The 18906-nt window shown below is 57.6% G+C and carries 32 protein-coding genes; all 32 read left to right on the forward strand.

The genetic code is table 11. The features are described from left to right. The first annotated feature begins 70 nt into the window (after positions 1-70). The 32 genes from BJG93_RS33140 (at position 71) to BJG93_RS33295 (ending at position 18826) form a co-directional block, all read left to right on the forward strand. On the forward strand, positions 71-5626 hold the full coding sequence (locus BJG93_RS33140; RefSeq protein WP_063828883.1) for a KfrB domain-containing protein: 5556 nt from the start codon (positions 71-73) through the stop codon (positions 5624-5626). Positions 5627-5716: 90 nt separating this feature from the next. Then, positions 5717-6277, forward strand: coding sequence for a phospholipase D family nuclease (locus BJG93_RS33145; protein ID WP_027193541.1), 561 nt, complete (start codon positions 5717-5719; stop codon positions 6275-6277). Between the two features lie 86 nt (positions 6278-6363). Continuing rightward, positions 6364-7569 carry a DUF1173 domain-containing protein gene (locus tag BJG93_RS33150; RefSeq protein WP_027193540.1) on the forward strand — a complete coding sequence of 402 codons (1206 nt, stop codon included), beginning with the start codon at positions 6364-6366 and terminating at the stop codon, positions 7567-7569. Further along, entirely contained in the window at positions 7566-8267 is a 702-nt protein-coding gene (locus BJG93_RS33155; RefSeq protein ID WP_051374084.1) for a prepilin peptidase, read from the forward strand. Before BJG93_RS33150 ends, BJG93_RS33155 begins: the two co-directional genes overlap by 4 nt. 253 nt (positions 8268-8520) lie before the next feature. Further along, entirely contained in the window at positions 8521-8796 is a 276-nt protein-coding gene (locus BJG93_RS33160) for a plasmid mobilization protein (protein WP_027193539.1), read from the forward strand. Then, on the forward strand, positions 8796-8990 hold the full coding sequence (locus BJG93_RS33165) for a hypothetical protein (RefSeq protein ID WP_027193538.1): 195 nt from the start codon (positions 8796-8798) through the stop codon (positions 8988-8990). The genes BJG93_RS33160 and BJG93_RS33165 overlap by 1 nt, the downstream gene beginning before the upstream one ends. A 13-nt stretch (positions 8991-9003) precedes the next feature. Further along, positions 9004-9333, forward strand: coding sequence for a hypothetical protein (locus BJG93_RS33170; protein WP_027193537.1), 330 nt, complete (start codon positions 9004-9006; stop codon positions 9331-9333). A 685-nt stretch (positions 9334-10018) separates the two neighbouring features. After that, entirely contained in the window at positions 10019-10432 is a 414-nt protein-coding gene (locus tag BJG93_RS33175; protein ID WP_027193535.1) for a hypothetical protein, read from the forward strand. A 73-nt stretch (positions 10433-10505) separates the two neighbouring features. After that, a complete protein-coding gene (locus BJG93_RS33180; RefSeq protein WP_027193534.1) occupies positions 10506-10760 on the forward strand; it encodes a hypothetical protein in 255 nt (84 codons plus the stop codon). Positions 10761-10823: 63 nt separating this feature from the next. Then, the gene (locus BJG93_RS33185) at positions 10824-11084 is read left to right on the forward strand and encodes a hypothetical protein (RefSeq protein ID WP_027193533.1); all 261 of its coding nucleotides are present in this window, start codon (positions 10824-10826) and stop codon (positions 11082-11084) included. Positions 11085-11098: 14 nt separating this feature from the next. After that, complete coding sequence (locus tag BJG93_RS33190; protein ID WP_027193532.1) at positions 11099-11392, forward strand: hypothetical protein; 294 nt, start codon at positions 11099-11101, stop codon at positions 11390-11392. Positions 11393-11408: 16 nt separating this feature from the next. Then, positions 11409-11609, forward strand: a complete 201-nt coding sequence (locus BJG93_RS33195; RefSeq protein WP_027193531.1) for a hypothetical protein — start codon at positions 11409-11411, stop codon at positions 11607-11609. A gap of 45 nt (positions 11610-11654) precedes the next feature. Continuing rightward, a complete protein-coding gene (locus BJG93_RS33200) occupies positions 11655-12005 on the forward strand; it encodes a hypothetical protein (RefSeq protein WP_027193530.1) in 351 nt (116 codons plus the stop codon). 54 nt (positions 12006-12059) lie between these two features. Continuing rightward, the gene (locus BJG93_RS33205) at positions 12060-12257 is read left to right on the forward strand and encodes a hypothetical protein (RefSeq protein WP_154671630.1); all 198 of its coding nucleotides are present in this window, start codon (positions 12060-12062) and stop codon (positions 12255-12257) included. Positions 12258-12269: 12 nt separating this feature from the next. Continuing rightward, a complete protein-coding gene (locus BJG93_RS33210; RefSeq protein WP_154671629.1) occupies positions 12270-12584 on the forward strand; it encodes a hypothetical protein in 315 nt (104 codons plus the stop codon). Between the two features lie 73 nt (positions 12585-12657). Continuing rightward, positions 12658-12888 (forward strand): hypothetical protein, encoded by a 231-nt coding sequence (locus BJG93_RS33215; RefSeq protein WP_027193528.1) that lies wholly within the window; start codon positions 12658-12660, stop codon positions 12886-12888. 76 nt (positions 12889-12964) lie between these two features. Next, positions 12965-13255: a DUF2471 family protein gene (locus BJG93_RS33220; RefSeq protein ID WP_027193527.1), complete on the forward strand. Its 291-nt coding sequence runs from the start codon at positions 12965-12967 to the stop codon at positions 13253-13255. A gap of 14 nt (positions 13256-13269) precedes the next feature. Continuing rightward, a complete protein-coding gene (locus BJG93_RS33225; protein WP_154671628.1) occupies positions 13270-13470 on the forward strand; it encodes a hypothetical protein in 201 nt (66 codons plus the stop codon). 15 nt (positions 13471-13485) lie between these two features. Continuing rightward, on the forward strand, positions 13486-13743 hold the full coding sequence (locus tag BJG93_RS33230) for a hypothetical protein (RefSeq protein WP_027193526.1): 258 nt from the start codon (positions 13486-13488) through the stop codon (positions 13741-13743). A gap of 372 nt (positions 13744-14115) precedes the next feature. Then, positions 14116-14271 carry a hypothetical protein gene (locus BJG93_RS33235; RefSeq protein WP_154677417.1) on the forward strand — a complete coding sequence of 52 codons (156 nt, stop codon included), beginning with the start codon at positions 14116-14118 and terminating at the stop codon, positions 14269-14271. 17 nt (positions 14272-14288) lie between these two features. Beyond that, on the forward strand, positions 14289-14501 hold the full coding sequence (locus BJG93_RS33240; protein ID WP_027193525.1) for a hypothetical protein: 213 nt from the start codon (positions 14289-14291) through the stop codon (positions 14499-14501). Between the two features lie 12 nt (positions 14502-14513). After that, a complete protein-coding gene (locus BJG93_RS33245) occupies positions 14514-14783 on the forward strand; it encodes a hypothetical protein (protein WP_027193524.1) in 270 nt (89 codons plus the stop codon). Between the two features lie 21 nt (positions 14784-14804). Then, on the forward strand, positions 14805-15122 hold the full coding sequence (locus BJG93_RS33250) for a hypothetical protein (protein ID WP_027193523.1): 318 nt from the start codon (positions 14805-14807) through the stop codon (positions 15120-15122). Between the two features lie 25 nt (positions 15123-15147). Further along, on the forward strand, positions 15148-15522 hold the full coding sequence (locus tag BJG93_RS33255) for a hypothetical protein (protein ID WP_027193522.1): 375 nt from the start codon (positions 15148-15150) through the stop codon (positions 15520-15522). A 163-nt stretch (positions 15523-15685) separates the two neighbouring features. Then, the gene (locus BJG93_RS33260) at positions 15686-16003 is read left to right on the forward strand and encodes a hypothetical protein (RefSeq protein ID WP_051374083.1); all 318 of its coding nucleotides are present in this window, start codon (positions 15686-15688) and stop codon (positions 16001-16003) included. Positions 16004-16064: 61 nt separating this feature from the next. Next, complete coding sequence (locus tag BJG93_RS33265; protein ID WP_027193521.1) at positions 16065-16247, forward strand: hypothetical protein; 183 nt, start codon at positions 16065-16067, stop codon at positions 16245-16247. A 701-nt stretch (positions 16248-16948) separates the two neighbouring features. Beyond that, the gene (locus BJG93_RS33270) at positions 16949-17188 is read left to right on the forward strand and encodes a hypothetical protein (RefSeq protein ID WP_154671627.1); all 240 of its coding nucleotides are present in this window, start codon (positions 16949-16951) and stop codon (positions 17186-17188) included. After that, positions 17185-17442: a hypothetical protein gene (locus tag BJG93_RS33275; protein ID WP_027193519.1), complete on the forward strand. Its 258-nt coding sequence runs from the start codon at positions 17185-17187 to the stop codon at positions 17440-17442. The genes BJG93_RS33270 and BJG93_RS33275 overlap by 4 nt, the downstream gene beginning before the upstream one ends. Before the next feature lie 32 nt (positions 17443-17474). Next, positions 17475-17723, forward strand: a complete 249-nt coding sequence (locus BJG93_RS33280) for a hypothetical protein (RefSeq protein ID WP_027193518.1) — start codon at positions 17475-17477, stop codon at positions 17721-17723. An 18-nt stretch (positions 17724-17741) separates the two neighbouring features. Then, complete coding sequence (locus BJG93_RS33285) at positions 17742-18254, forward strand: hypothetical protein (protein WP_027193517.1); 513 nt, start codon at positions 17742-17744, stop codon at positions 18252-18254. Next, on the forward strand, positions 18251-18439 hold the full coding sequence (locus BJG93_RS33290) for a hypothetical protein (protein WP_027193516.1): 189 nt from the start codon (positions 18251-18253) through the stop codon (positions 18437-18439). Before BJG93_RS33285 ends, BJG93_RS33290 begins: the two co-directional genes overlap by 4 nt. 33 nt (positions 18440-18472) lie before the next feature. Next, a complete protein-coding gene (locus tag BJG93_RS33295; protein WP_051374082.1) occupies positions 18473-18826 on the forward strand; it encodes an SEL1-like repeat protein in 354 nt (117 codons plus the stop codon). Positions 18827-18906 lie beyond the last annotated feature (80 nt).

Here is an 18906-nt window from a genome sequence, read left to right on the forward strand (position 1 = left end):
GGCACTTCGCCTGCTGGCAAAGCTGCGGGACGAAGACCGCGCCGCTTCGCGGGAAGAACAATCGGTACTCGTGCGATACGTCGGCTGGGGCGGCATTCCGCAGGCTTTCGATCATCGCAATACCGAATGGCGCACCGAGTTTGAAGAGCTGGCCTCACTGCTCGGAAAAGACGACTACGAGGCTGCGCGTCGATCGACGCAGGACGCTCACTATACGGCGCAGCCAGTGGTGGAAGCTGTGCACAGCGCAATGGTGCGCTTCGGTTTTGATGGGGGCCGTGTCCTCGAACCCTCGATTGGCAGCGGTAACTTCGTTGGCCTCATGCCTGCCTCGATGCGCGAACGGTCGAAGGTCACGGGCATCGAGCTTGACCACGTCACGGCGCAAATCGCGCGTCACCTGTACCCGTCCGCTTCGGTCATCAACAAAGGGTTTCAGGAAGTCACCATTCCGGGTGGATACTTCGATGCCGCGATCGGCAATCCTCCGTTCGGCAATCAGTCAGTGTACGACGCGAACCATCGCGACATCTCGCAGTTCTCGATTCACAACTACTTCATCTCGAAGTCAGTCGACAAGCTGCGCGAAGGCGGCGTTGCTGCGTTTGTCGTCTCGAATTACTTCCTTGATGCACGCGACTCGTCCGCTCGGTCGCACATTGCCGACCAGGCTCACTTCCTCGGCGCGATCCGACTTCCCAACACGGCATTCAAAAAGAACGCGCTGACCGAAGTTACGACCGACATCGTCTTTCTCCAGAAAGCGAAGGCGGGCGAAGTGCCTGAGCGCAACTGGGTCGATGTGGTGGACGTTCCTGACCTTGCAGGCGGCGAAGATATGCCGCTGAATCAGTATTACCTCGACCGTCCTGAAATGATGCTCGGACGGATGGAGCGCGCCGGCACGATGTACGCGGGCGGCACGCCCGCTCTGATTGCGCCGGAAGGCCAAGACCTCGCGGTAGACCTGGCGACGGCCATCATGCGCCTGCCGGAAGGCATCTACGTCGGCCGCGAGGCAGAGCGGACCATTGCTGAAGCTGCGCAGGAGCCGATCGAAGTTCCTGAGTCGGTCAAGATCGGCGCGTATTTCGTCACCGAAAAGGGCAAGGTCGCGCAGCGTCTGGACGATCTGCTTGACGAACCGCAAGCGCGGCTCGTGACGGACAAGAACGAAAAGGGGCTGGAGCGGATCAAGGGCATGACGGATATCCGAAATGTCCTGCGCGACTTGATGCGCGCCGAACGGCGCGAGGACGTGCCCGAAGCGGATCTTGCGATGCTCCGCGGCAAGCTGAACGTGGTCTACGACGCTTTCGTTAAGCGCAATGGCCACGTCAACTCGCTCGTCAACCGGCAGGCTATGAGCGAAGATCCCGATTACCCGCTGCTTCAATCGCTCGAGCGCGACTACGACAAGGGCATCTCGAAGGAAGTCGCAAAAAAGAATGGCGTCGAGCCGCGCGACCCGAGCGCGCAAAAGGCTGCAATCTTCAATACGCGCGTCATGTCCCCGCGTCGCGAGGTCACGCACGTAGAAAGCGCGAAAGACGCTCTGGTCGTCTCGATGAACGAGACAGGCGGCGTCGATCTGGATTTGATGGTTCGGTTGTCCGGCCGCGACGAGGACGCAATCCTCCGCGAGCTGCAAGGACTCGTCTATCTGAACCCGGCATCGCAACGGTGGGAAACGGCCGACCGTTACCTGACGGGCAATGTGAAGGACAAGCTGAAACTGGCCGAAGTCGCGGCGTTGGCTGATAACCGTTACGCCGGCAACGTCGAAGCACTGAAAATTGTCCAGCCGCCGGATATTGAAGCCGTCGACATCTCGATCCAGCTGGGTTCGACGTGGGTTCCTGATCCGGTGGTCAATGATTTCGTGACCCACATCTTTGGTAACGTCCATCGCAATGTGACCTACCAGCCGAGCCTCGGCAAGTGGATCGCGAACATCGGCACGGGCGACGCGACCACAATGCGCGTGACGTGGGGTACGGAAGACGCGCCGGCCAACAAGCTGCTCGAATCGGTCCTGACCAACAAGGCGATCGAGGTGCAGGACATCGTCGGCTACGACGAATACCGCAATCCCATTCGAAAAACAAACGAAGCGAAGACGGCTGCGGCAAATCAGAAGGCGGATGAAATCCGCCAGGCGTTCTCCGACTGGGTATGGGAGGACAAGGACCGGCGCGAGATGCTGGGGCGACTGTACAACGATCGTTTCAACACCAACGTCGCGCCGCGTTACGACGGATCGCACCTGTCGCTTCCGGGCGCGTCGAGCGCTATCGAGCTTCGTCCGCATCAGAAGGATGCAATCTGGCGCGGCATCCAGGACGGTACCGAGCTGTTCGACCACGTGGTGGGGGCGGGTAAGACGTTCGCATGTATCGCGACGGCGATGGAAAGCAAGCGCATGGGCCTGACGAAAAAAGCCCTATTCGTCGTGCCGAACCATCTCTTGCTGCAATGGAAGGATGACATTTACAAGCTGTATCCCGATGCGAATGTGCTGATTGCTGAGAAGTCCGACTTCCAGAAAGAAAACCGGGAACGTCTTTTCGCGCGCATTGCCACGGGCGACTGGGACGCGGTTGTAGTGGGACATTCGAGCTTCAAAAAGATCGGCATGCCGCCGCAAATGCTCAATGAAATCCTCAACGAGCAAATTGACGATCTGACGGACGCGATCCTTTCAATCAAGGAAGAGCGCGGCGATCGCGTCACCATCAAGGAGATGGAAAAGGCTCGCGACCGGATGAAGGCGAAGCTCGAACGTGCAGCAGAAACCGGCGCGAAAGATCGCGTCGTTACCTTCGATGAACTGGGTATCGACGCCATGTTCGTGGACGAGGCTGACGAGTTTAAGAACCTTTTCATCACAACGTCTCTCTCGCGAATTTCCGGCCTCGGCAACCTTCAAGGTTCCGACAAGGCTTTCGATCTGTTTGTGAAAGCGCGCTACCTCCAAAAGCAGAACGGTGGTCGTGGCGTCTATTTCGCGACCGGCACGCCCGTGGCCAACACCATCGCTGAAATCTACACGATGCAGCGCTACATGCAGTACGACGAGTTGAAGACGCGCGGCATTCACCACTTCGACGCGTGGGCTAGCACATTCGGGCAAGTCGTCACGGGTTGGGAGCTGGATGCTACCGGCGTGAACTACCGGCTCAACTCACGCTTCTCGAAATTCCAGAACGTCCCCGAACTGACCAATTTGTATCGCTCCTTTGCTGATGTCATCACGCGCGAGGATCTGCAACGGCAGGCAGCAGAACGCGGTACTCGCTTCCCGGTGCCGAAGGTGAAGGGCGGCAAGCCGACAAACATCGTGGTCGAGCGCTCGCCCATGCAGGCCCGGTACATGGGGGAACAGACGCCCGTGCTTGGAAGTGATGGAAAGCCAATCCGTCGTGCAGACGGCTCGACAGTCACGAACTGGACGGAGGGTTCGATCATTCATCGCATGGAGAATTTGCCAAAAGACCCCAGCGAGGACAATCCGCTCAAAATCACGAACGATGCGCGTAAGGCTGGTCTGGACTATCGGTTGATCGACCCGGACGCCCCCGACTTCGAGGGCAGCAAAACGAACGTCGCGATTGATGAGATGGTTCGCATCTATCACGCGTGGGATGACAAGCGCGGGACTCAGCTGGTGTTTTGCGACTTGTCTACGCCCAAGCTCGATCGCAACGCAGCAAACAATCAAGTCGCAGCAGTCGCGCGGGATAACGCCGCCGACGAGCACGATGCTCCGGGCGGCGACGAAGTTGCAGTGTCAATGGACGAGCTTCTCTCTCGCGGCAACGGTAAGTTCTCGGTCTACGACGACATTCGCTCGAAGCTCATAGCGCGCGGCATTCCCGCTGACGAAATTCGATACATTCACGAAGCGAAAACCGATCTGCAACGCGCGAAGCTTTTCGAACAAGTGCGACGCGGCGACGTTCGCTTCCTGCTGGGCTCGACCGCGAAAATGGGCGCTGGTACGAACGTGCAGACCCGCCTAGTAGCGGAGCATCATCTGGACGCACCGTGGCGCCCGCGCGATCTTGAACAGCGCGAAGGCCGCATCGTGCGGCAGGGCAATGAACTCTACAAAGAAGACCCGGACGGTTTTGAAGTCGAGATTCTTCGCTATGCGACCAAGCAGACCTACGATTCGCGTATGTGGCAAACCATCGAATACAAGGCGGGCGCGATCGAGCAGTTCCGGCGCGGCGATGGTATCTCGCGCGTGATTGAGGACGTGGCCGGCGAAGCAGCCAACGCGGCAGAAATGAAAGCCGCGGCGACGGGAAATCCGCTGATCTTCATGCAGGTGCAGTTGTCAGCCGACCTGAAAAAAATGGAAGCGCTGCATTCGAACTATAAGCGCAATCGTCATTCTCTCGAATCGAGCGTTGACTGGCTTTCCAAGGGAGACGAGCGCGCCGAGAAACGCATCAAAGCATATGAGTCTGACGCGGCGCTGCGTAACGCCAATACGACGGAAGAATGGCAGATGAAGGTGGGGCAGAACACGTTCAACGCCGACTCCAAGGATCATCTGATGGAATCGGTGCTGAGCGGCATGCAGCGCGCCATTGAAGGGCGCGCGAAGTCCGTGTCTGATAAACCGACGGTCGTGAACATCGGCAAATACAGAGGCTTTGTCGTGACCGCTGCGGCCGACAGCCGACATATTCAGTTCGCCCTGAAAGGTGCCGAGGTGTACACGCCGGGCAACCTGCGCTATTCCGTCGAGGACAAGTTCAGCGTAACGGGCTTTATTCAACGCATGGACAACGTTCTGGAAGATATCGAAGACAAGGTCTATTGGGAAAAGGATCAGGCCGAACGCGATCGCGCGGAGTTGGCCAAGGTAAAGGAGCAACTCGGAAAGCCGTTCGCGCAGCAACGCGAACTGGAACTGCTCCGCAAAAACAACGCCGATGTGATGGTCGAGCTCCGGAAGATGCAGGACGATCCTGAATACATCTCGACGTGGGAACCCGCGACGATCGAATCTGTGCCGGCGCAAGACGGCGACCTGTTCGCGTCCGTCGATCCGCTGGCGTCCGAACGCGCGGCGCGCGAGACAGCGTATCGCTCGGAAGTGCGTGAGTCGATCGAGAAAGCTGCGGCCGACTACATCGCTGGCATGCAGGAGCCGCATCGTTCGGATGAGTTCTTCAACCGGCAGCACGACCGCCTGTTTGAAGGTGACGGTGCCAAGGACGTTCACGCTGGCCTCATCGAAAAGATCAAGTCCGATCGAGAACTTGCGTTGGCGGTCGTAACTGCGCCTGGCAAGCGGTTCGCCTCGCCCGAAATGCTCGAAGCCGCAGAGTCCGTTGTGCAGATCGCGGCGGCAGCCAAACAACAGGCAAGCGCGGTCGGTCTTACGCCCGAGATGCCGAACCGCGACGGTGGCACGTATTCCGGTCGAGTCGTGGCGCAGACCCCTCACTACCTTGTTCAAGACGCTGGCCACGGTAAGGGAGTCTTGCATCATCGCGGCGACGTGATCCAGACGAACGGGGTGAACATCGGCGACAACATTCGGCTCAGCTACAAGGCAGGACATGCGCTGGCCCGCGCGAATGACGCAAATAATTCACTGACCCGATAGCAGGCGTCGGCGCGGGCGTTGCACTCCGACGCCTGCGCCGCCACACGAGCTTGGGATGTGGACTTCTGACGTTGGAAAAAGGAGAAACGTATGAGGTTTGGTTCCCTCAGTAAAAGCGTTGCCGCCCTGGTGATTGCTGCGGTAGCGACGTACTGCGGCCCTGCAGGGGCTACGGAGGCAGTAAGCATCGAAGTAGGCTTCACGCCGGGAGGCAGTGCCGAAGCGCTGGTCCTCAAGACCCTAAATTCGTCGCGGCAGTCGATCCGCTTGATTGGCTATTCCTTTACTTCGCCCGAAGTCGTCGAGGCGCTCATCGACGCGAAGCGAAGAGGCGTCGATGTGGCAGTTGCTGTTGACTTCAAAAGCAATCTTGAAGAGGACCGCACGGGCAGGGGACGCGCAGCACTGGGGGCACTCGTGAACGCGGGCATTCCTACGCGGGTCGTAAGCGCATTTCCAATAACCCACGATAAATATTTCATTGTGGACGGAAAAACGGTTGAGACGGGGAGCTTCAACTATACAAGGTCTGCCGCAAGGCGCAATGCGGAGAACGCCGTCGTGTTGACGGGAGATCTGGAGCTTGTCCGAGCATACTTGAAGAACTGGCAGTACGTGTACTCACAGGGTGAGGACTACCGTCCTCGTTGAATTAGACCGCGAACAATGATATGTTTATATCATTGAATACAGGGCGTAGCGTTCGTTGCGCGGCTCATAGCGAAGGAGTTTAAAAAGTGTATCGAATTGCCGGAATAACATTTGCGCCCGACGATCAAAAGCTGAGTCAGGCGCTGGCCTCCGTCTACGGGACTGAAAAGCGTCCCCTCTGTATGTGTCGCGGCTCGGGTATCGAGATGTATGTGGCCAAGCTCGGGCATCAATACATCATCAAACGCATGCCGCATACCGGCGCACAACATGCGACCTCCTGTGACTCCTACGAGCCGCCTGCTGAATTATCCGGGCTCGGCGAAGTGATGGGCGGAGCGATCCAGACCAACATCGCGGACGGCGTTACGACACTCAAGTTTGACTTTGCGCTGTCCAAAAATGGTTCGCGCGCCGCGCCCGCACCTAGCGGCGCAGAGCGCGATACTGTCCGAACCGATGGCAAGAAGCTGACGCTTCGCGGCTTGCTGCACTACCTGTATGACGAGGGCGGGCTCACGCGTTGGTCGCCGGCGATGGCCGGCAAGCGCAGCTGGTGGGTCGTTCGCAAGTCTCTGCTACAGGCAGCAAGCGACAAGGTAGCGAAGGGCGCTGCTGTGGCCGATCTTATCTACATTCCGGAAAGCTTTTCGGTTGAGAAGAAAGACGAGATTACGCGTCGCCGGCTTGCGATCTTCAATCCGCTCGCGCAGGCTGACGGCAGCACACGCCGGCTGATGATGCTAGTGGGCGAAGTGAAGGAACTCACCGATGCCCGGTTCGGCAAGAAGATGGTGCTGAAGCATCTGCCCGATGCTCATTTTCTTATGAATGAAGACCTCTATAAGCGCATGCTCAAACGCTTCGAGCACGAGTTGGCGCTTTGGGGCGGCACGGAATCTTCGCACCTGCTGGTGGTTGGAACCTTCGGCGTGAGTGGCGCAGGCGTGGCGTCGCTGGAAGAGGCATCGCTGATGCTCGTCAACGAGAACTGGCTTCCCTACGAAAGCGTTGACGAAAAGATGCTGCTCGATGCGCTGACGGCGCACAAGCGGCGGTTCGTCAAAGGGCTTCGATACAACTTGCCATCGACCACTCCGCTGGCCAGTGCAGTCCTGTCCGACACGGCCGACCCGGTCGCGATGTACATCACGTCATACGGGGCATCGGATGATTACCGCAAGCAGTTGCACGAGTTGATCGAAGAAAGCGAGCTGACCTCGTGGACGTGGGATACGGCCAACGAAGTGCCCGCATTCCCGGATGCGGATGCACGGCAGACCCGGAAATGATGTCGACGCAGCTACTCGGAAGCGCTGCGGCGCTGGGCGCTTGCGCGGGTAGCTGCTTACCTTCGATCGCCCGTACTGCGACTCAAGTTGCCCTGCTGTCGGACGGTGCAGACGAATCCGAGTGCGAAGCGGTGGCGATGCTGTTCCGCGGTTGCTGGACCCCGGCCTTCGTTGCCGGCGTGGCCGCGCTGTCGGTCGCGTCCGTGGCAATCGAGGGTTGCACGATCAGGGGCGTTGCGTTGACGGGATTCCTGCTCGTTTTGGCAGTGCTCGCCGCCATTGACTTCGCGACGATGCTATTGCCGGATGTCTTGACTATTCCGCTGACTGTAGCTGGCATCGTAGTTAATGCGTGGGCAGTGGTCGTGCCTCTGCAAGATGCGGCGCTCGGCGCGACGATCGGATTCTTCGCCTTTGGCTGCTTGTACTGGGCGGTGCGGTTCGTGTGCGGTCGCGAAGGGATGGGGTTTGGCGACGTGAAGCTTGCTTGTGCGCTCGGCGCATGGCTGGGGTATCAGGCGCTGCCGCATATCGTCGCCGCCGCTTTGATTCTGGCTGGCCTATACGCATGCGCGCTCGTGATCGCAAGGAAAGTCGACGACGACAGGTTTATTCCCTTCGGGCCATTTCTGGCAGCAGGCGCGGCATTGAGTGGGCTCTTGGGAACACCGCTATATGCACTTGCGATGCAAGCCTAAGGATGGAGCACGAGGCCGGTTTTCCGATGAAGGCTGACTTCGTGCGGCCTTCGCGGCAATTTTCGCCCCTCTCGGTCAAGACTCTCTCGTAACGGGCGAGCCGAATAGATGTGTTACGAGGTCAAGAATTGTCCTAACGCCGCCGATATCAGGGTCGTGCGTCTCGCCTTGCGCCACCGTTCGATGCGACTTGACACTGCCACGGATACGCCTACAATGTACATGTCATGTCCATGTACATAGGAGTAAAGAAATGGCCACTGCAACGGATCGGATCGTGGTCCAGGTGACCCCGGTTCAGAAGCGGAGTATTGCGAGTACCGCGAAGCGCCTAGGAATTACCGTAAGCGAGTTGATGCGCCAAGCGGCGCAGGGCTTCACGCCGTCCGAGGATGAGCAGGACATGCATGCGCTGATCGCGCGCGTGAACGCGTCCACCAGTGAAGCGAACGAAGCGCTGGACGACGCGCTTGCGTTCGTCGCGGAGTCCAACAAACGAATCGCGGCGATGACGGAAGGTAAGCACTGATGGGCGTCACAGACAAGGTGTGGGACGCGCTCACGACCGTTATCAAGATGAACGACAAGGTGGTGTCTCTGGCTGGCACCGTGAAAGAACAGCAGGCCAAGATTGAGGGCTTGACGGAGCGGGTTATTCGGCTCGAAGCAACGTTGGAACTCATGCTGCGTGCAGGCGGCGACACGAAAAAACTCCCGCGCTAACAGGAAAAGCGGCATGGAACAGCACGAACTATTGTCGGTGATTGCTACGCTGGGATGCGCGTCGGTAGCTATCATCGGCGCAGCGCTCGCGGGATTCGCAGGCGCTCGCGCACGATCCGCCCGAACAGCCGACATGCGGAAGGCGTGGATGCTGGTTGCCATTCTAATTCTCGCGTCGGTCTTCGGACTTGCCCTTGGCTGCCTTGGCGTTCTGGGTCAGCGCGCGGTACCGGCGTTCAGTGGCGTTGCAATCTTTAGTTTCGCCTTGCTCGCGATGGTGAACGACCGGCTCCGTAGCTTCTTGGTCCGGGCCACTCGCGACGAAGGCGATGCGCGGCAGTAACAACGGAAAACAAATGGACAGCACGACGAACACACGCGCGCTCGATCTGACAGCGGGCCTCACCGATAAGCAATTGTCGCTGCATCCGTTTTGTGGAGCTTGCGGTTGGCGGAAGGGCGGTATCGACTCCTGGAGCGGCGGCGCTTGCAAGTGCGGTCACAGCGCACCGTCGTTTCGCGATTTACTCAAGCCACACTGACCGCTGACGACAAGGAAAACATTGTGAACGTCGTAGAACTCACGCTTGAGCTAATCGCCATCGCCCTAGCCAGTTTTGCGCTTTGGGGACGGTGGTCGGTCAAACGGCAGAACAAACCGAAAGCCCATCGCAAAATGCAGCGCAATTGGCCTTGGGTCTGACACAACGGAAAACGTCGAAGCTATGGAAGAATTCTTGTTAGGTCTCGTCGTAGGCGTAGTGCTTTGCGGCAGCGGACGCCGTTCGAGTCCCGGCATGCCGGTCTATGCGGCTGTCAATGGGTGGTTCAATCGACGCCGATACGCGAAACTTAGGATCAAGGCAGAGCGGCGTGGATTTAAGAGTCTGTTCGATGATGAGTACCGTCAATACGACCACATTCCGTTCGGATTGCAGAATCCAGCCTATTGCCTTCGGGCATTTCAGCGGGCACAGCTCCGGCGCAACGCCGACTCGGCGTAACCACGGAAAACAAGGAGCATTGCTATGAAGGTGAGAATCTCAACTGGGGCGTATGTCGCGGCGGCTGTTCTCGCGGCGTATGCCAGTTATGACCTCACGGTTGAAGTCGGCACCGCTTACCAGTTTGGCGCTGTGGCTCAAGCTTTGGGCGGTTTTGCGCTTTTCGCGGTTTTGACCGGAGCGCTGTGGACGACCGTCGCCCAAATCATGGCGTCGCTCGCGATTGAGCGGCAATATTCGTGGCCTGCGACCATCGTAAGAATCATCGGTCTATTGGGCGGAATCGTCGCTGCTTCGCTGGGCATGTGGAGTGTCTTGTACGGAACCGAATCGTGGAAAACGGTAGCCGAATTCGTTCTCGGTTTCCTCGGCGTCTACGCCTATGTGCACGCGTCCGTATTCGCTGCTGAGGCAACACCTGAAACATCGACTAGCTGACGAATCGGAAAACTGGCTGTGAATCTACACACCATCCATACCCGTCAACCATCGAAAAAATAGGACTGAAAAAATGCCTCCTGACTTTGGACACATGCTGTTCGTCTTCTTTGCCGTTCTGACTCCTGTAGTAGCCGTGTTTGTTTTGCTTTTCGTGCGAGAAAGCAAGCGAACGCCCAAGGAAACGTTTTTCCTGGGCGAATATGAAATTGACGCGCAAGCCGACCTGTCGGACGGTGCGTGGGTGCGAGTTAGGAAGAGCCAGGGAGACCGCAAATGGGGGCGAAAAATGGTCAAGATCATCGGCCAGCAGGTAACGTTTCTGTGACTCGGAAAACATTGGCGCGATTGCGCTCCGCGCGCTGGCCGGTAGCCAGCCGAGAACCGGCAAATGAACAAGACACAAACTTTCGCTCCGACCGGCGCGGTCGACGTTAAGGCCGCTGAATATGAAGCGCTCAAGCTCACCAACGACGAATATCTCAACCTGCTGTCGTGCGGGCATCCGGGCGGAACAATCTCTGTCGCACAGGCAGGCGCGCAGTTTGTCGTTGCGGGGGCAGATATGCGCCAGCTTCGCGACGCCTACACCGATGCTGACGCGGCGGCTTTGCTTGCGAATAGCAACGTCCGCTTTATCAAGCCTGACTGATCGGAAAACAAGCGATGAACAATCACCCACTCGACCAGACCATCGACAACGAGCGCGAGCGCTGGGCGGAGAATCTGTCGATTGCCTTCAGAACACTGCGCAAGCATGGGTTTTACGTCATGCAAGACCCGGATGCCGCCAAGCAGAGCGACGATGCGCAGAAGCGCCAGTCGTTCGACGCTGCCTGTGTGTTGATTGGGCTGCCGGCGACGCCTGAGAACGCTGGCCACCAGGTCGTACAGGCGCTTGGCCGTGAGCTTCTGGAAAACGCGGCCGTCGCTGCCGAGCGGCTAAGCGGTCGCCTCTAACGGGTCGGAAAATAAAATGCAAAGAATTTTTAAAGGGCGACACGCTGCGACGATTGCCGCCGCCGTACAGCAAACGAACGTTCAATGCTCCGTTGCAGAAGTCATCGTGCGGAAGGGGAAAAAGCGGGCTCGCCGGGTGGTGGTTGATGCGCCCGACACGACGATGGCGATCCTGCGGCTTTCTCTTTCGGATTCCAACCCTATCGGCGGCTGGTGAGTCGCCACGTGAAGGGAAATCCTCACCCCGGCAGGGAGAAAAGTAATGTCGTTGGAGAAACTGGTTTTGGAAGTCGTTCGTGCTTTGGCACAAACAATCGAGTCGATAAACGGATGGCTGGCCGCTGGCGTCGGGTTAGATGGCGCGAACTATCGAACACTAACGACAGCGAGCAAGCTGGCGGATCGGATCGAGCACATTGCGCAATATGCGCTTGAGGGCGTGGACGACGCCGCACAGCGGCGATATCTGCGGGACGACATTGAATTTCTATCGGCTTTCCTAACCGAGTATCGAGACGCTATTTGCAAGGCGCGTCCGTGGCCGCTCCCTACAAATGACGGGCTCCGCATTCTGTTATCGGCGGCTGAATCGCCGTCACTCACCGCACCGTAAGGTGCTACGGAAAACGGCGATGAAAGCACATGGCAACAACGGAAAACAAAAATCATGGATGAAAAATACGTTGCCGGCGTTTTGACCGGCGTCGGCTGTACGGGAGCAGTTGCTTTCATCGTGTACGGCAACTGGCCGCTTGCCATCGCTTTGTTGGGCGTTTCGGCGCTGGGCATGCTAGCAAATCGAGAAGCTACACGTCGCGATCTTTGGCTGAAAGCCATTTCGCGCACTCGCCGCCCGAAACTGTAGGAAAACAGCCGCTTGATGGATGCGCTCCCTGCCGTGGAGTGCATCCGTAAATCGACTCACAGGCCGCTCGATGCGGCCTTTATCGCAGGTAAGCAGATGGTTTCGAAGAAACAGGTTCCCCCCAACTACGACTACACCGGCAAGGATCGCGTGGAGCGACAGCGCAAGGCGCTGGCTGACGCGGGCGGTGGGCGCGTAGAGGCGCATCTGGACGCTGACGAACTGGCGAAGCTCGATGCGTTGGTTGCAACCGGCGTGGCAGGCTCGCGGCGGGCCGCGTTGAAATACCTGGTGCAGCAGCTACCAGAGCCAGAAGAAAAGGCTTGATACCGTAACCGGCTACGGTATAATGTGGTTCATGGTCGGCGCACGGGTGCCGATAACCCGAAGGGGAGTGACGATGCAAACGCGATATTTCGGAGAAACGAAGGCGCTCGGCTTCGATGGAAAGTGGTATCCCGACGAAGAAGAATTGCATAACGCTATCGTGCAAGCGGAATGGGCAAATGGGATTCTCGCCGGGCCTGACACCGTGTGGCCCAATGGTCGCCATTCTCACGAAGCGGCTCAAACGACGCTCGATGAATCGCTGGACACGCTCTGCGCCCACGAATTCTTCTTCGCAATCTAACTACAGCGCCCGCTTCGGCGGGCATCGGAAAACGCTCACGCGGGTCGCGTGGGCCAGACATAAACGCGGAGAAAGAATGGACGCCATGTATGCCGCTGACGCGGACCTTAAAGCGGCTGTGCCTGCGGCCGTGCGACGCCACCGGGCCGCTGGAACCCTCACGTGGGCGCTGATTCATAAGATCGAGGCGGAAGTCCTCGATGAAGTAGCGGCCACGGGAAAACACAGCGCTCGAATGCTCGGAATGCTGCGGGCGTCGCCCGCGATGGGCTATCCCAAAGACGACCGGCCGGTCTCGCTTGAGGGACACGAGGTTGTTCCCACGGTGTTTGGCGCGATCTACGCCGAGTGGAACCGCTTCAATTGACGACGGAAAACGACATGCCGCGCACGACAAAATCAATTGACGACTGGAAGTGCCCTTGGTGCAAGCAACACAATCGCTTTGAAAGCGCAGCCGCAGGAGCGTGCGCCGAAGGTGATCTGTCCGGTTTTGTCGATCAGGTTACATGTCCGTCGTGTGGAAAGGATTCGATGGTTTCGTTGAGCATCGAATTCCGTGCCGAAGCCGTCACCGATTGACCAAGGAAAACTGCGATGAAGAAGCAAATCTTCGGCCGAAAGGTCGGCTCCGCGAATGACATGGTTCTCCTGATCGAGAGCGATGGAGTCTCGACAGGCGAGAAGTCGGTCGGGCCTGGCGTCCTTGACGAATTCGCCGTCGCGAGTGCCCACCGCAGCGTGCAAGCGCTCCGTGAGAACAACATCGAGGGTTATGTTGTGTTCGAAGGCGACCCGACCCGGTACGAATTCACGCCCGAAGCGGATTTTATGTATCCCGCGCGCGTCCACTAGGAAAACTCTCCGTGCAGCGGGCGGTTACTGTCCGGCGCACGGTGCATAGAAAAACAGGAGAGATAGATGACACCAACATACAAAGCACAGACGTGCCGGATCGTATCGGCTCTCGCCGCAGGTTCACTTGCTGGGGGATTGTCGCTTGACGGGTTGGGTTTGCCTGCTCCGGTCGCCAGTACCATCGGCGGATCGGTGTCCGCAGCCATGTTCATGAGCGCTCGCGTTCACGCGTTCTGGCATCGCCAGTTCGGCATTGGCGCGTGACGCGGCAAGCCCTATTTTGAATCGGAAAACATCGTGAACAAAATGGTCGCTGCCGAGCGGCTAAGCGGTCGCCTCTAACGGGTCGGAAAACAGGAAATGCGCGACATGCAAAGCAGCGAGCATAGAGTAGTTAAAGGTGTCATCGTCGCCACTGTGGTGATGCTCGTCGTAATGGGCGTGACGGACGTCGAGACGTATTCTTGGTTGAAGTCGCTCGCGAGCAATGCGTACAACGCAGCGAACCGTGCGTGGCACATGTAATGGGTCGGAAAACGGGAATGAACATGAATATGCCCAAGAAGGTTGGCGCAGTGATGATGGCCGCAGGCGCAGTGGGATTCGCCTGCATTAGCGAAGTTGCAACGGCGCACTACGAGGCATTGCCCGCTCCCGATCCGACCGCCATATTAGCCCTCAAAGGTGTCTGTCTCGTAACCTTTCTTGCGGGGATTTCCGGGCTCGCGTTTGGTATCAGCAGCAGCAACGGTTGAATCGGAAAAGACATGGGTAAGCGTCTCGAATTGAGGATTGTCGCTCAATCGGAAGATGACTTCGATGAGTTGTGCGATCAGGCGGAAGCGCTTTCCGGCGTGACGCTGAGGGCACGAAGGGCAAACAAAGAATTCGCGGGGAGGTTGGTCATCGGGTATCGATACGACGATTCGACCCTTGAGGTGACGTTCGAACTTGATGCCGACGTCGCCACTATGTTGGATCTCTCGATCAATGGCCGGGAAACGTTGTCGGCCATCGAAGGCTTGACGCAGCATTAACTCGGAAAACGAGGACAAAAGATGCTTGACCTGATTTTGCTCATAGTCGCCGTGCCAGCGGTCATCGTCTGGATCATCGTGAAAATGATCGAGGACATTCGCAAGGTGTTCGGCTACTGGATTTTTCCGGCTGCGTTGTCGCTTTACGGCGCTGTCCTGCTGTTCATCGCTGGCCCCGCTGCGCCCGATGCCGCCTTTGAGTCGATTTTCAATGCGCTGTCCGAGTGCGCCATCTTAGGCATGCGATTGCCGCTGTGGTTGCTCATCATTGGCGTTGCCTTGCTGGTTATCGGCGCAGGCTTGAGGCAGAGCCGACGCAGCAGCGCACGCGCCAACTAACAACGGAAAACTGAAGGGCAGCGCCATGACGCTTTATACCTATGTGAGCGACGCCCGCGACGAGCGTTACTCGCGTCCGCTACCAAATGGCGACGCTCCATACTTCGTCCTGTTGGAAACCGACGTACCGCCGCAAGAGATTCAAATTCGCAGGTTGATGGCGGCGGTCGGTGTTTTCGAGGGGATCAAGCGTGGGTTCTCATTCGCTCACCGGCTCTTTGGTGGCTCTGAAGAGTATCGCGAGAACGAGAAGCGTCTCGATGCAGCGCTCGCGGAATTGCTCTCTGTCGCCAGATCGACGCCTGAACATACGGCGGCTTTGCGTCGCGTGCTGAATGCGGAGCTGGAGCGCGGCACCAGTCTCTGTCATTCCCTCGCCAATCTTGCTGAAAAGGCATAGGAAAACTCTTCATGCGGAACGCGCAGAGTCACCTGATTTATCAACTCGTGGACGGTGCCGCGATTGTGTCGTGCGCGGCTATCGTGGCTCTTTTCATCGTCGGGCGCAAAGACGCGCTAATGACATAGCGGGAAACCAGACGAACTTAAACAGGAAGGGAAAAGTGGCAGACAAAGAACTGAACCTGCGCGCGTGTATCGGTGCTTTCGCAGATGAGGATGGCAAGGCCGCCGTGGACATTCACGCGCTCGACGTGCTGAATAGGAACGAAGACCTACTCCATCTGCTGATCGCTACTGGAATCTCATTTACCCGTCCCGCCGACGATTTGATCGGCGCTGAAGCTGGCATGCAGGAGCCGCCGATTGTAGAGCGGATAGCTCAAGGTGATGTGCTTGCGACGGCGCGACGTGTCGCGGCGAGAGTCGCCGCCAGTTGGGTCACTGACGAAGACGTGGCACGGTTCAGCGCATCCGTCTAGTCATCGGAAAACACCGGATAGGTCGGCATAGCGAAAATAGCGAACGCCCTGAGAGGATTATATGCACGTTGACAAGCCGAAAGATGAACCCTCCTTCATTGAAGGGCGCGAGTCGTTCGAGGCTGACCGAGAGATTACCGACAACCCATACCCGGAGACGAGCATTGACTTCGAACTGTGGCGAAACGGATGGCTGGCGGCAAGCTTCGAGCTACTTGAGCGCCAACGACAAGAAAAAAATTGATTCGCGGCAAATGTGGCGCACTGTTGCGTGACAAGGAAAACAATGAGCTATCAAAAGCGCTGGTCATATGCCCAAGTCACTCGCGAAGCGGAATCCGAAATCACACGCCTTATGCAACAAGAGACCGCGAACTCCGACGAGAGGCATTTGCTCACATGCATGGCGATGGGCGCTTTTGCTATGTGGGACCATCTGACAAGCGGATGGCAGAACGCAGGCGACCGTGAGCGCTTGCAGGCACTGTATCGACCCAGCGAGAGGGCATAGAGAATGAAGAACCAAAATGAAGGTGCGGGCTTTTTGCCAGGCTGGACGGTGCTCCTGTCTCTGGCGGGATGCGCGGCTGCTCTTGCGATTCTATGGACATGTCGAAGCGCGGGCTTGTCGTGGTGGGTTGGCGTGCCGGTAGCGGTAGCGGTAGTGGTCGGTGGCGTCTTTTTGGAGCGTGCCATCGAACGTAAATACTTGCCGTCAAGGCGTAACGATTGACCTCGGAAAATGACGTGGCGGCAAAAAAGCAAATACTTCCGCGTGGATACACCGTGGAGCATCAGGAACCGGTGACTCCGTTTGGTAATCCGTGGGTGATCCGCTTCAACAGCGAGCGAGTCGGTAGCGCGCCCACGAAAGCCGCTGCGTTGAAGCTTGCAAGCGAAGACGCGAAGAGTCGCAAGACGAAACATTCAAAGTAATCGGAAAATATGAAAACTCCCACGCAAAAAATGCAAACCGTTTGTCTTTGGGTTTTTGGCCTCTCTGGACTAGTTTTTGTCCCTTCAATGTTTATTGATATGGGACGCGGCAACGGCGGCTTCGACAATCTATCTTTCTCCATCGCTACGATAGTGAGCTGCGCGGTGGGCGCAACGGCCCTTCTTTGCCTGGGCATGGCTGTCGAGCGAGAAAAAGCCGCGAAATACGACCACGGAAAATCGACATGAGCAACAAGTTACCCGCCCAGGATCGGAAGTGGACTATCAAAGAGTGCCTTTCCATCCTATTGCTTATCGCGTCGGCTGCGGCAAGCGTCCTTTGCCTATTGGTCGGCGCGCTTCGCCTGCTGGAAATCCATTCGTTTATTGACCGACTGTTGCCCGACTGGCCGGGGTTGGTGCTAGTCGTTGTGGCTTGTGTCGGCATGTGGGGCTGGCCCCGTATGAACGAAAGCCTGAAATCGTGCGCATGGAAAGAATAGCTAGAGGGAACGGAAAACAAGGAGAAAGCACGATGCCCGAGCTTTTCAAAAACAACGAACGGCTTGCCGAGGCCGAAACTGCGATTCGCGCGGTTGAGCCGACTGCAGCTGCTGTGGTGTCCGCCGTTCGCAGCTTTGCGCTTCCCGAACTCGGAATTGAAAGTGCGCTGTTCGCGCAGCTCGCCGATGGTTCTGAGTGGCGCATTGAAGCGCAGTCGGTGCGCCGGATGACGGCCGGCGAGATTGCTGAACGAAATCGTTCGCGCGAATCGTTTCTGTGACGGATAGGAAAACACGAAATGCCTAATGATTGGCTAATTTCAGCGATCCGAGACGACTTCTACTACGCAGAGCACCAGCTTCCGAAGCCGGGTTTCACTGAGCCAAAAGTCAAACTCGATCTATCAGAGAGTCAGCTTGACGATGCTATTCGTGCGTTGTTCAGACGCAGTAGAGCGAAACGTCGACAGTGTGCAGTATCCACGCAGACGGCAACAGTCGAGCTATCTGTTATCACAGGTGCGAAACTGGAAGTGGTCTGGCCTGCCTGGACGGCAATCAAAGATGCATTGGCTCGTGGTCAGGAGGCGGTTCCAATCCTCGTTCTGTTTGATGATGCGACGGCAGATGGAGCGGTCTCGCTCCTTAATGTCCACTTGAGCTACGAGCTAAAGAGTGCGGCAGGCAGCGGTGGATTCGCACTATTCCCGAGCCTATCAGGACGGGGCGGCGGCGAATTCGCCGTGGGCGTCAATTGGCATCTCTGGAAGGCAATCAGCAGCAGGAGCGCTGAGACACAGGAAAACAGATGAGCGACGCGAAGGGCTGGATCGTAAAGACGTTCGACGGGCAGTATCTTTGCCCTCGGGACGGCGACGTTAGTACTACTTCTGTCATGACTGAAGCGGGCGTATTCAAACACTATGGCGAGGCGTACGAAACCGCCGGTGAACACTGCGATCCGGGTTTCGTGGTTGTTCCGGCGCACTCGATTTAACCGCGCGACTCGAACATTTCACCAAGGAGAAACATGAAACACATGAAACTGAAACAGGCGGTAATCGTATTGGCAGTCGCTCTCGTGGCTGCATCGCCGGCAGTGGCACAGCAGCAGGCAAGCGACCAATGTGAACAGAACCCTGCATATCGCCACGGCCTCCAGAAGTATGTCAAAGGCGATTTCCAAGGTACGCTCGCAGACGTTCAACCACTAGCCGACGACGGGGACGCCTGCGGCCAGTGGTTGCTCGGACAGATGTACAACTTCGGCCAAGGGGTGCCCAAAGACCATTCCAAGTTTGTCGAGTTAGTCGGAAAGTCAGCCGCGCAGGGTTACAGCAAAGCTCGCGGACAAGCCTATGCGATGGGCTTGAACACGAAATAGGGCGGTTTCTGATTGCTCCGCGCCCCGTCATCAAACGGCGCGCGGAGCTTCGAATCTAGGTGGACCAATGAGTTCGACAA

Origin of the sequence: Paraburkholderia sprentiae WSM5005, assembly GCF_001865575.2 — a bacterium.
In the GTDB taxonomy this organism is placed as follows: Bacteria; Pseudomonadota; Gammaproteobacteria; order Burkholderiales; family Burkholderiaceae; genus Paraburkholderia; species Paraburkholderia sprentiae.

Excerpts from the sequence above, each read along its gene's own strand:
- BJG93_RS33145 (WP_027193541.1), top strand. The coding sequence starts at position 5,717 with ATGAGGTTTGGTTCCCTCAGTAAAAGCGTTGCCGCCCTGGTGATTGCT.
- BJG93_RS33155 (WP_051374084.1), top strand. The coding sequence starts at position 7,566 with ATGATGTCGACGCAGCTACTCGGAAGCGCTGCGGCGCTGGGCGCTTGC.
- BJG93_RS33160 (WP_027193539.1), top strand. The coding sequence starts at position 8,521 with ATGGCCACTGCAACGGATCGGATCGTGGTCCAGGTGACCCCGGTTCAG.
- BJG93_RS33165 (WP_027193538.1), top strand. The coding sequence starts at position 8,796 with ATGGGCGTCACAGACAAGGTGTGGGACGCGCTCACGACCGTTATCAAG.
- BJG93_RS33170 (WP_027193537.1), top strand. The coding sequence starts at position 9,004 with ATGGAACAGCACGAACTATTGTCGGTGATTGCTACGCTGGGATGCGCG.
- BJG93_RS33175 (WP_027193535.1), top strand. The coding sequence starts at position 10,019 with ATGAAGGTGAGAATCTCAACTGGGGCGTATGTCGCGGCGGCTGTTCTC.
- BJG93_RS33180 (WP_027193534.1), top strand. The coding sequence starts at position 10,506 with ATGCCTCCTGACTTTGGACACATGCTGTTCGTCTTCTTTGCCGTTCTG.
- BJG93_RS33185 (WP_027193533.1), top strand. The coding sequence starts at position 10,824 with ATGAACAAGACACAAACTTTCGCTCCGACCGGCGCGGTCGACGTTAAG.
- BJG93_RS33190 (WP_027193532.1), top strand. The coding sequence starts at position 11,099 with ATGAACAATCACCCACTCGACCAGACCATCGACAACGAGCGCGAGCGC.
- BJG93_RS33195 (WP_027193531.1), top strand. The coding sequence starts at position 11,409 with ATGCAAAGAATTTTTAAAGGGCGACACGCTGCGACGATTGCCGCCGCC.
- BJG93_RS33200 (WP_027193530.1), top strand. The coding sequence starts at position 11,655 with ATGTCGTTGGAGAAACTGGTTTTGGAAGTCGTTCGTGCTTTGGCACAA.
- BJG93_RS33205 (WP_154671630.1), top strand. The coding sequence starts at position 12,060 with ATGGATGAAAAATACGTTGCCGGCGTTTTGACCGGCGTCGGCTGTACG.
- BJG93_RS33215 (WP_027193528.1), top strand. The coding sequence starts at position 12,658 with ATGCAAACGCGATATTTCGGAGAAACGAAGGCGCTCGGCTTCGATGGA.
- BJG93_RS33220 (WP_027193527.1), top strand. The coding sequence starts at position 12,965 with ATGGACGCCATGTATGCCGCTGACGCGGACCTTAAAGCGGCTGTGCCT.
- BJG93_RS33225 (WP_154671628.1), top strand. The coding sequence starts at position 13,270 with ATGCCGCGCACGACAAAATCAATTGACGACTGGAAGTGCCCTTGGTGC.
- BJG93_RS33230 (WP_027193526.1), top strand. The coding sequence starts at position 13,486 with ATGAAGAAGCAAATCTTCGGCCGAAAGGTCGGCTCCGCGAATGACATG.
- BJG93_RS33235 (WP_154677417.1), top strand. The coding sequence starts at position 14,116 with ATGCAAAGCAGCGAGCATAGAGTAGTTAAAGGTGTCATCGTCGCCACT.
- BJG93_RS33240 (WP_027193525.1), top strand. The coding sequence starts at position 14,289 with ATGAACATGAATATGCCCAAGAAGGTTGGCGCAGTGATGATGGCCGCA.
- BJG93_RS33245 (WP_027193524.1), top strand. The coding sequence starts at position 14,514 with ATGGGTAAGCGTCTCGAATTGAGGATTGTCGCTCAATCGGAAGATGAC.
- BJG93_RS33250 (WP_027193523.1), top strand. The coding sequence starts at position 14,805 with ATGCTTGACCTGATTTTGCTCATAGTCGCCGTGCCAGCGGTCATCGTC.
- BJG93_RS33255 (WP_027193522.1), top strand. The coding sequence starts at position 15,148 with ATGACGCTTTATACCTATGTGAGCGACGCCCGCGACGAGCGTTACTCG.
- BJG93_RS33265 (WP_027193521.1), top strand. The coding sequence starts at position 16,065 with ATGCACGTTGACAAGCCGAAAGATGAACCCTCCTTCATTGAAGGGCGC.
- BJG93_RS33270 (WP_154671627.1), top strand. The coding sequence starts at position 16,949 with ATGAAAACTCCCACGCAAAAAATGCAAACCGTTTGTCTTTGGGTTTTT.
- BJG93_RS33275 (WP_027193519.1), top strand. The coding sequence starts at position 17,185 with ATGAGCAACAAGTTACCCGCCCAGGATCGGAAGTGGACTATCAAAGAG.
- BJG93_RS33280 (WP_027193518.1), top strand. The coding sequence starts at position 17,475 with ATGCCCGAGCTTTTCAAAAACAACGAACGGCTTGCCGAGGCCGAAACT.
- BJG93_RS33285 (WP_027193517.1), top strand. The coding sequence starts at position 17,742 with ATGCCTAATGATTGGCTAATTTCAGCGATCCGAGACGACTTCTACTAC.
- BJG93_RS33290 (WP_027193516.1), top strand. The coding sequence starts at position 18,251 with ATGAGCGACGCGAAGGGCTGGATCGTAAAGACGTTCGACGGGCAGTAT.
- BJG93_RS33295 (WP_051374082.1), top strand. The coding sequence starts at position 18,473 with ATGAAACACATGAAACTGAAACAGGCGGTAATCGTATTGGCAGTCGCT.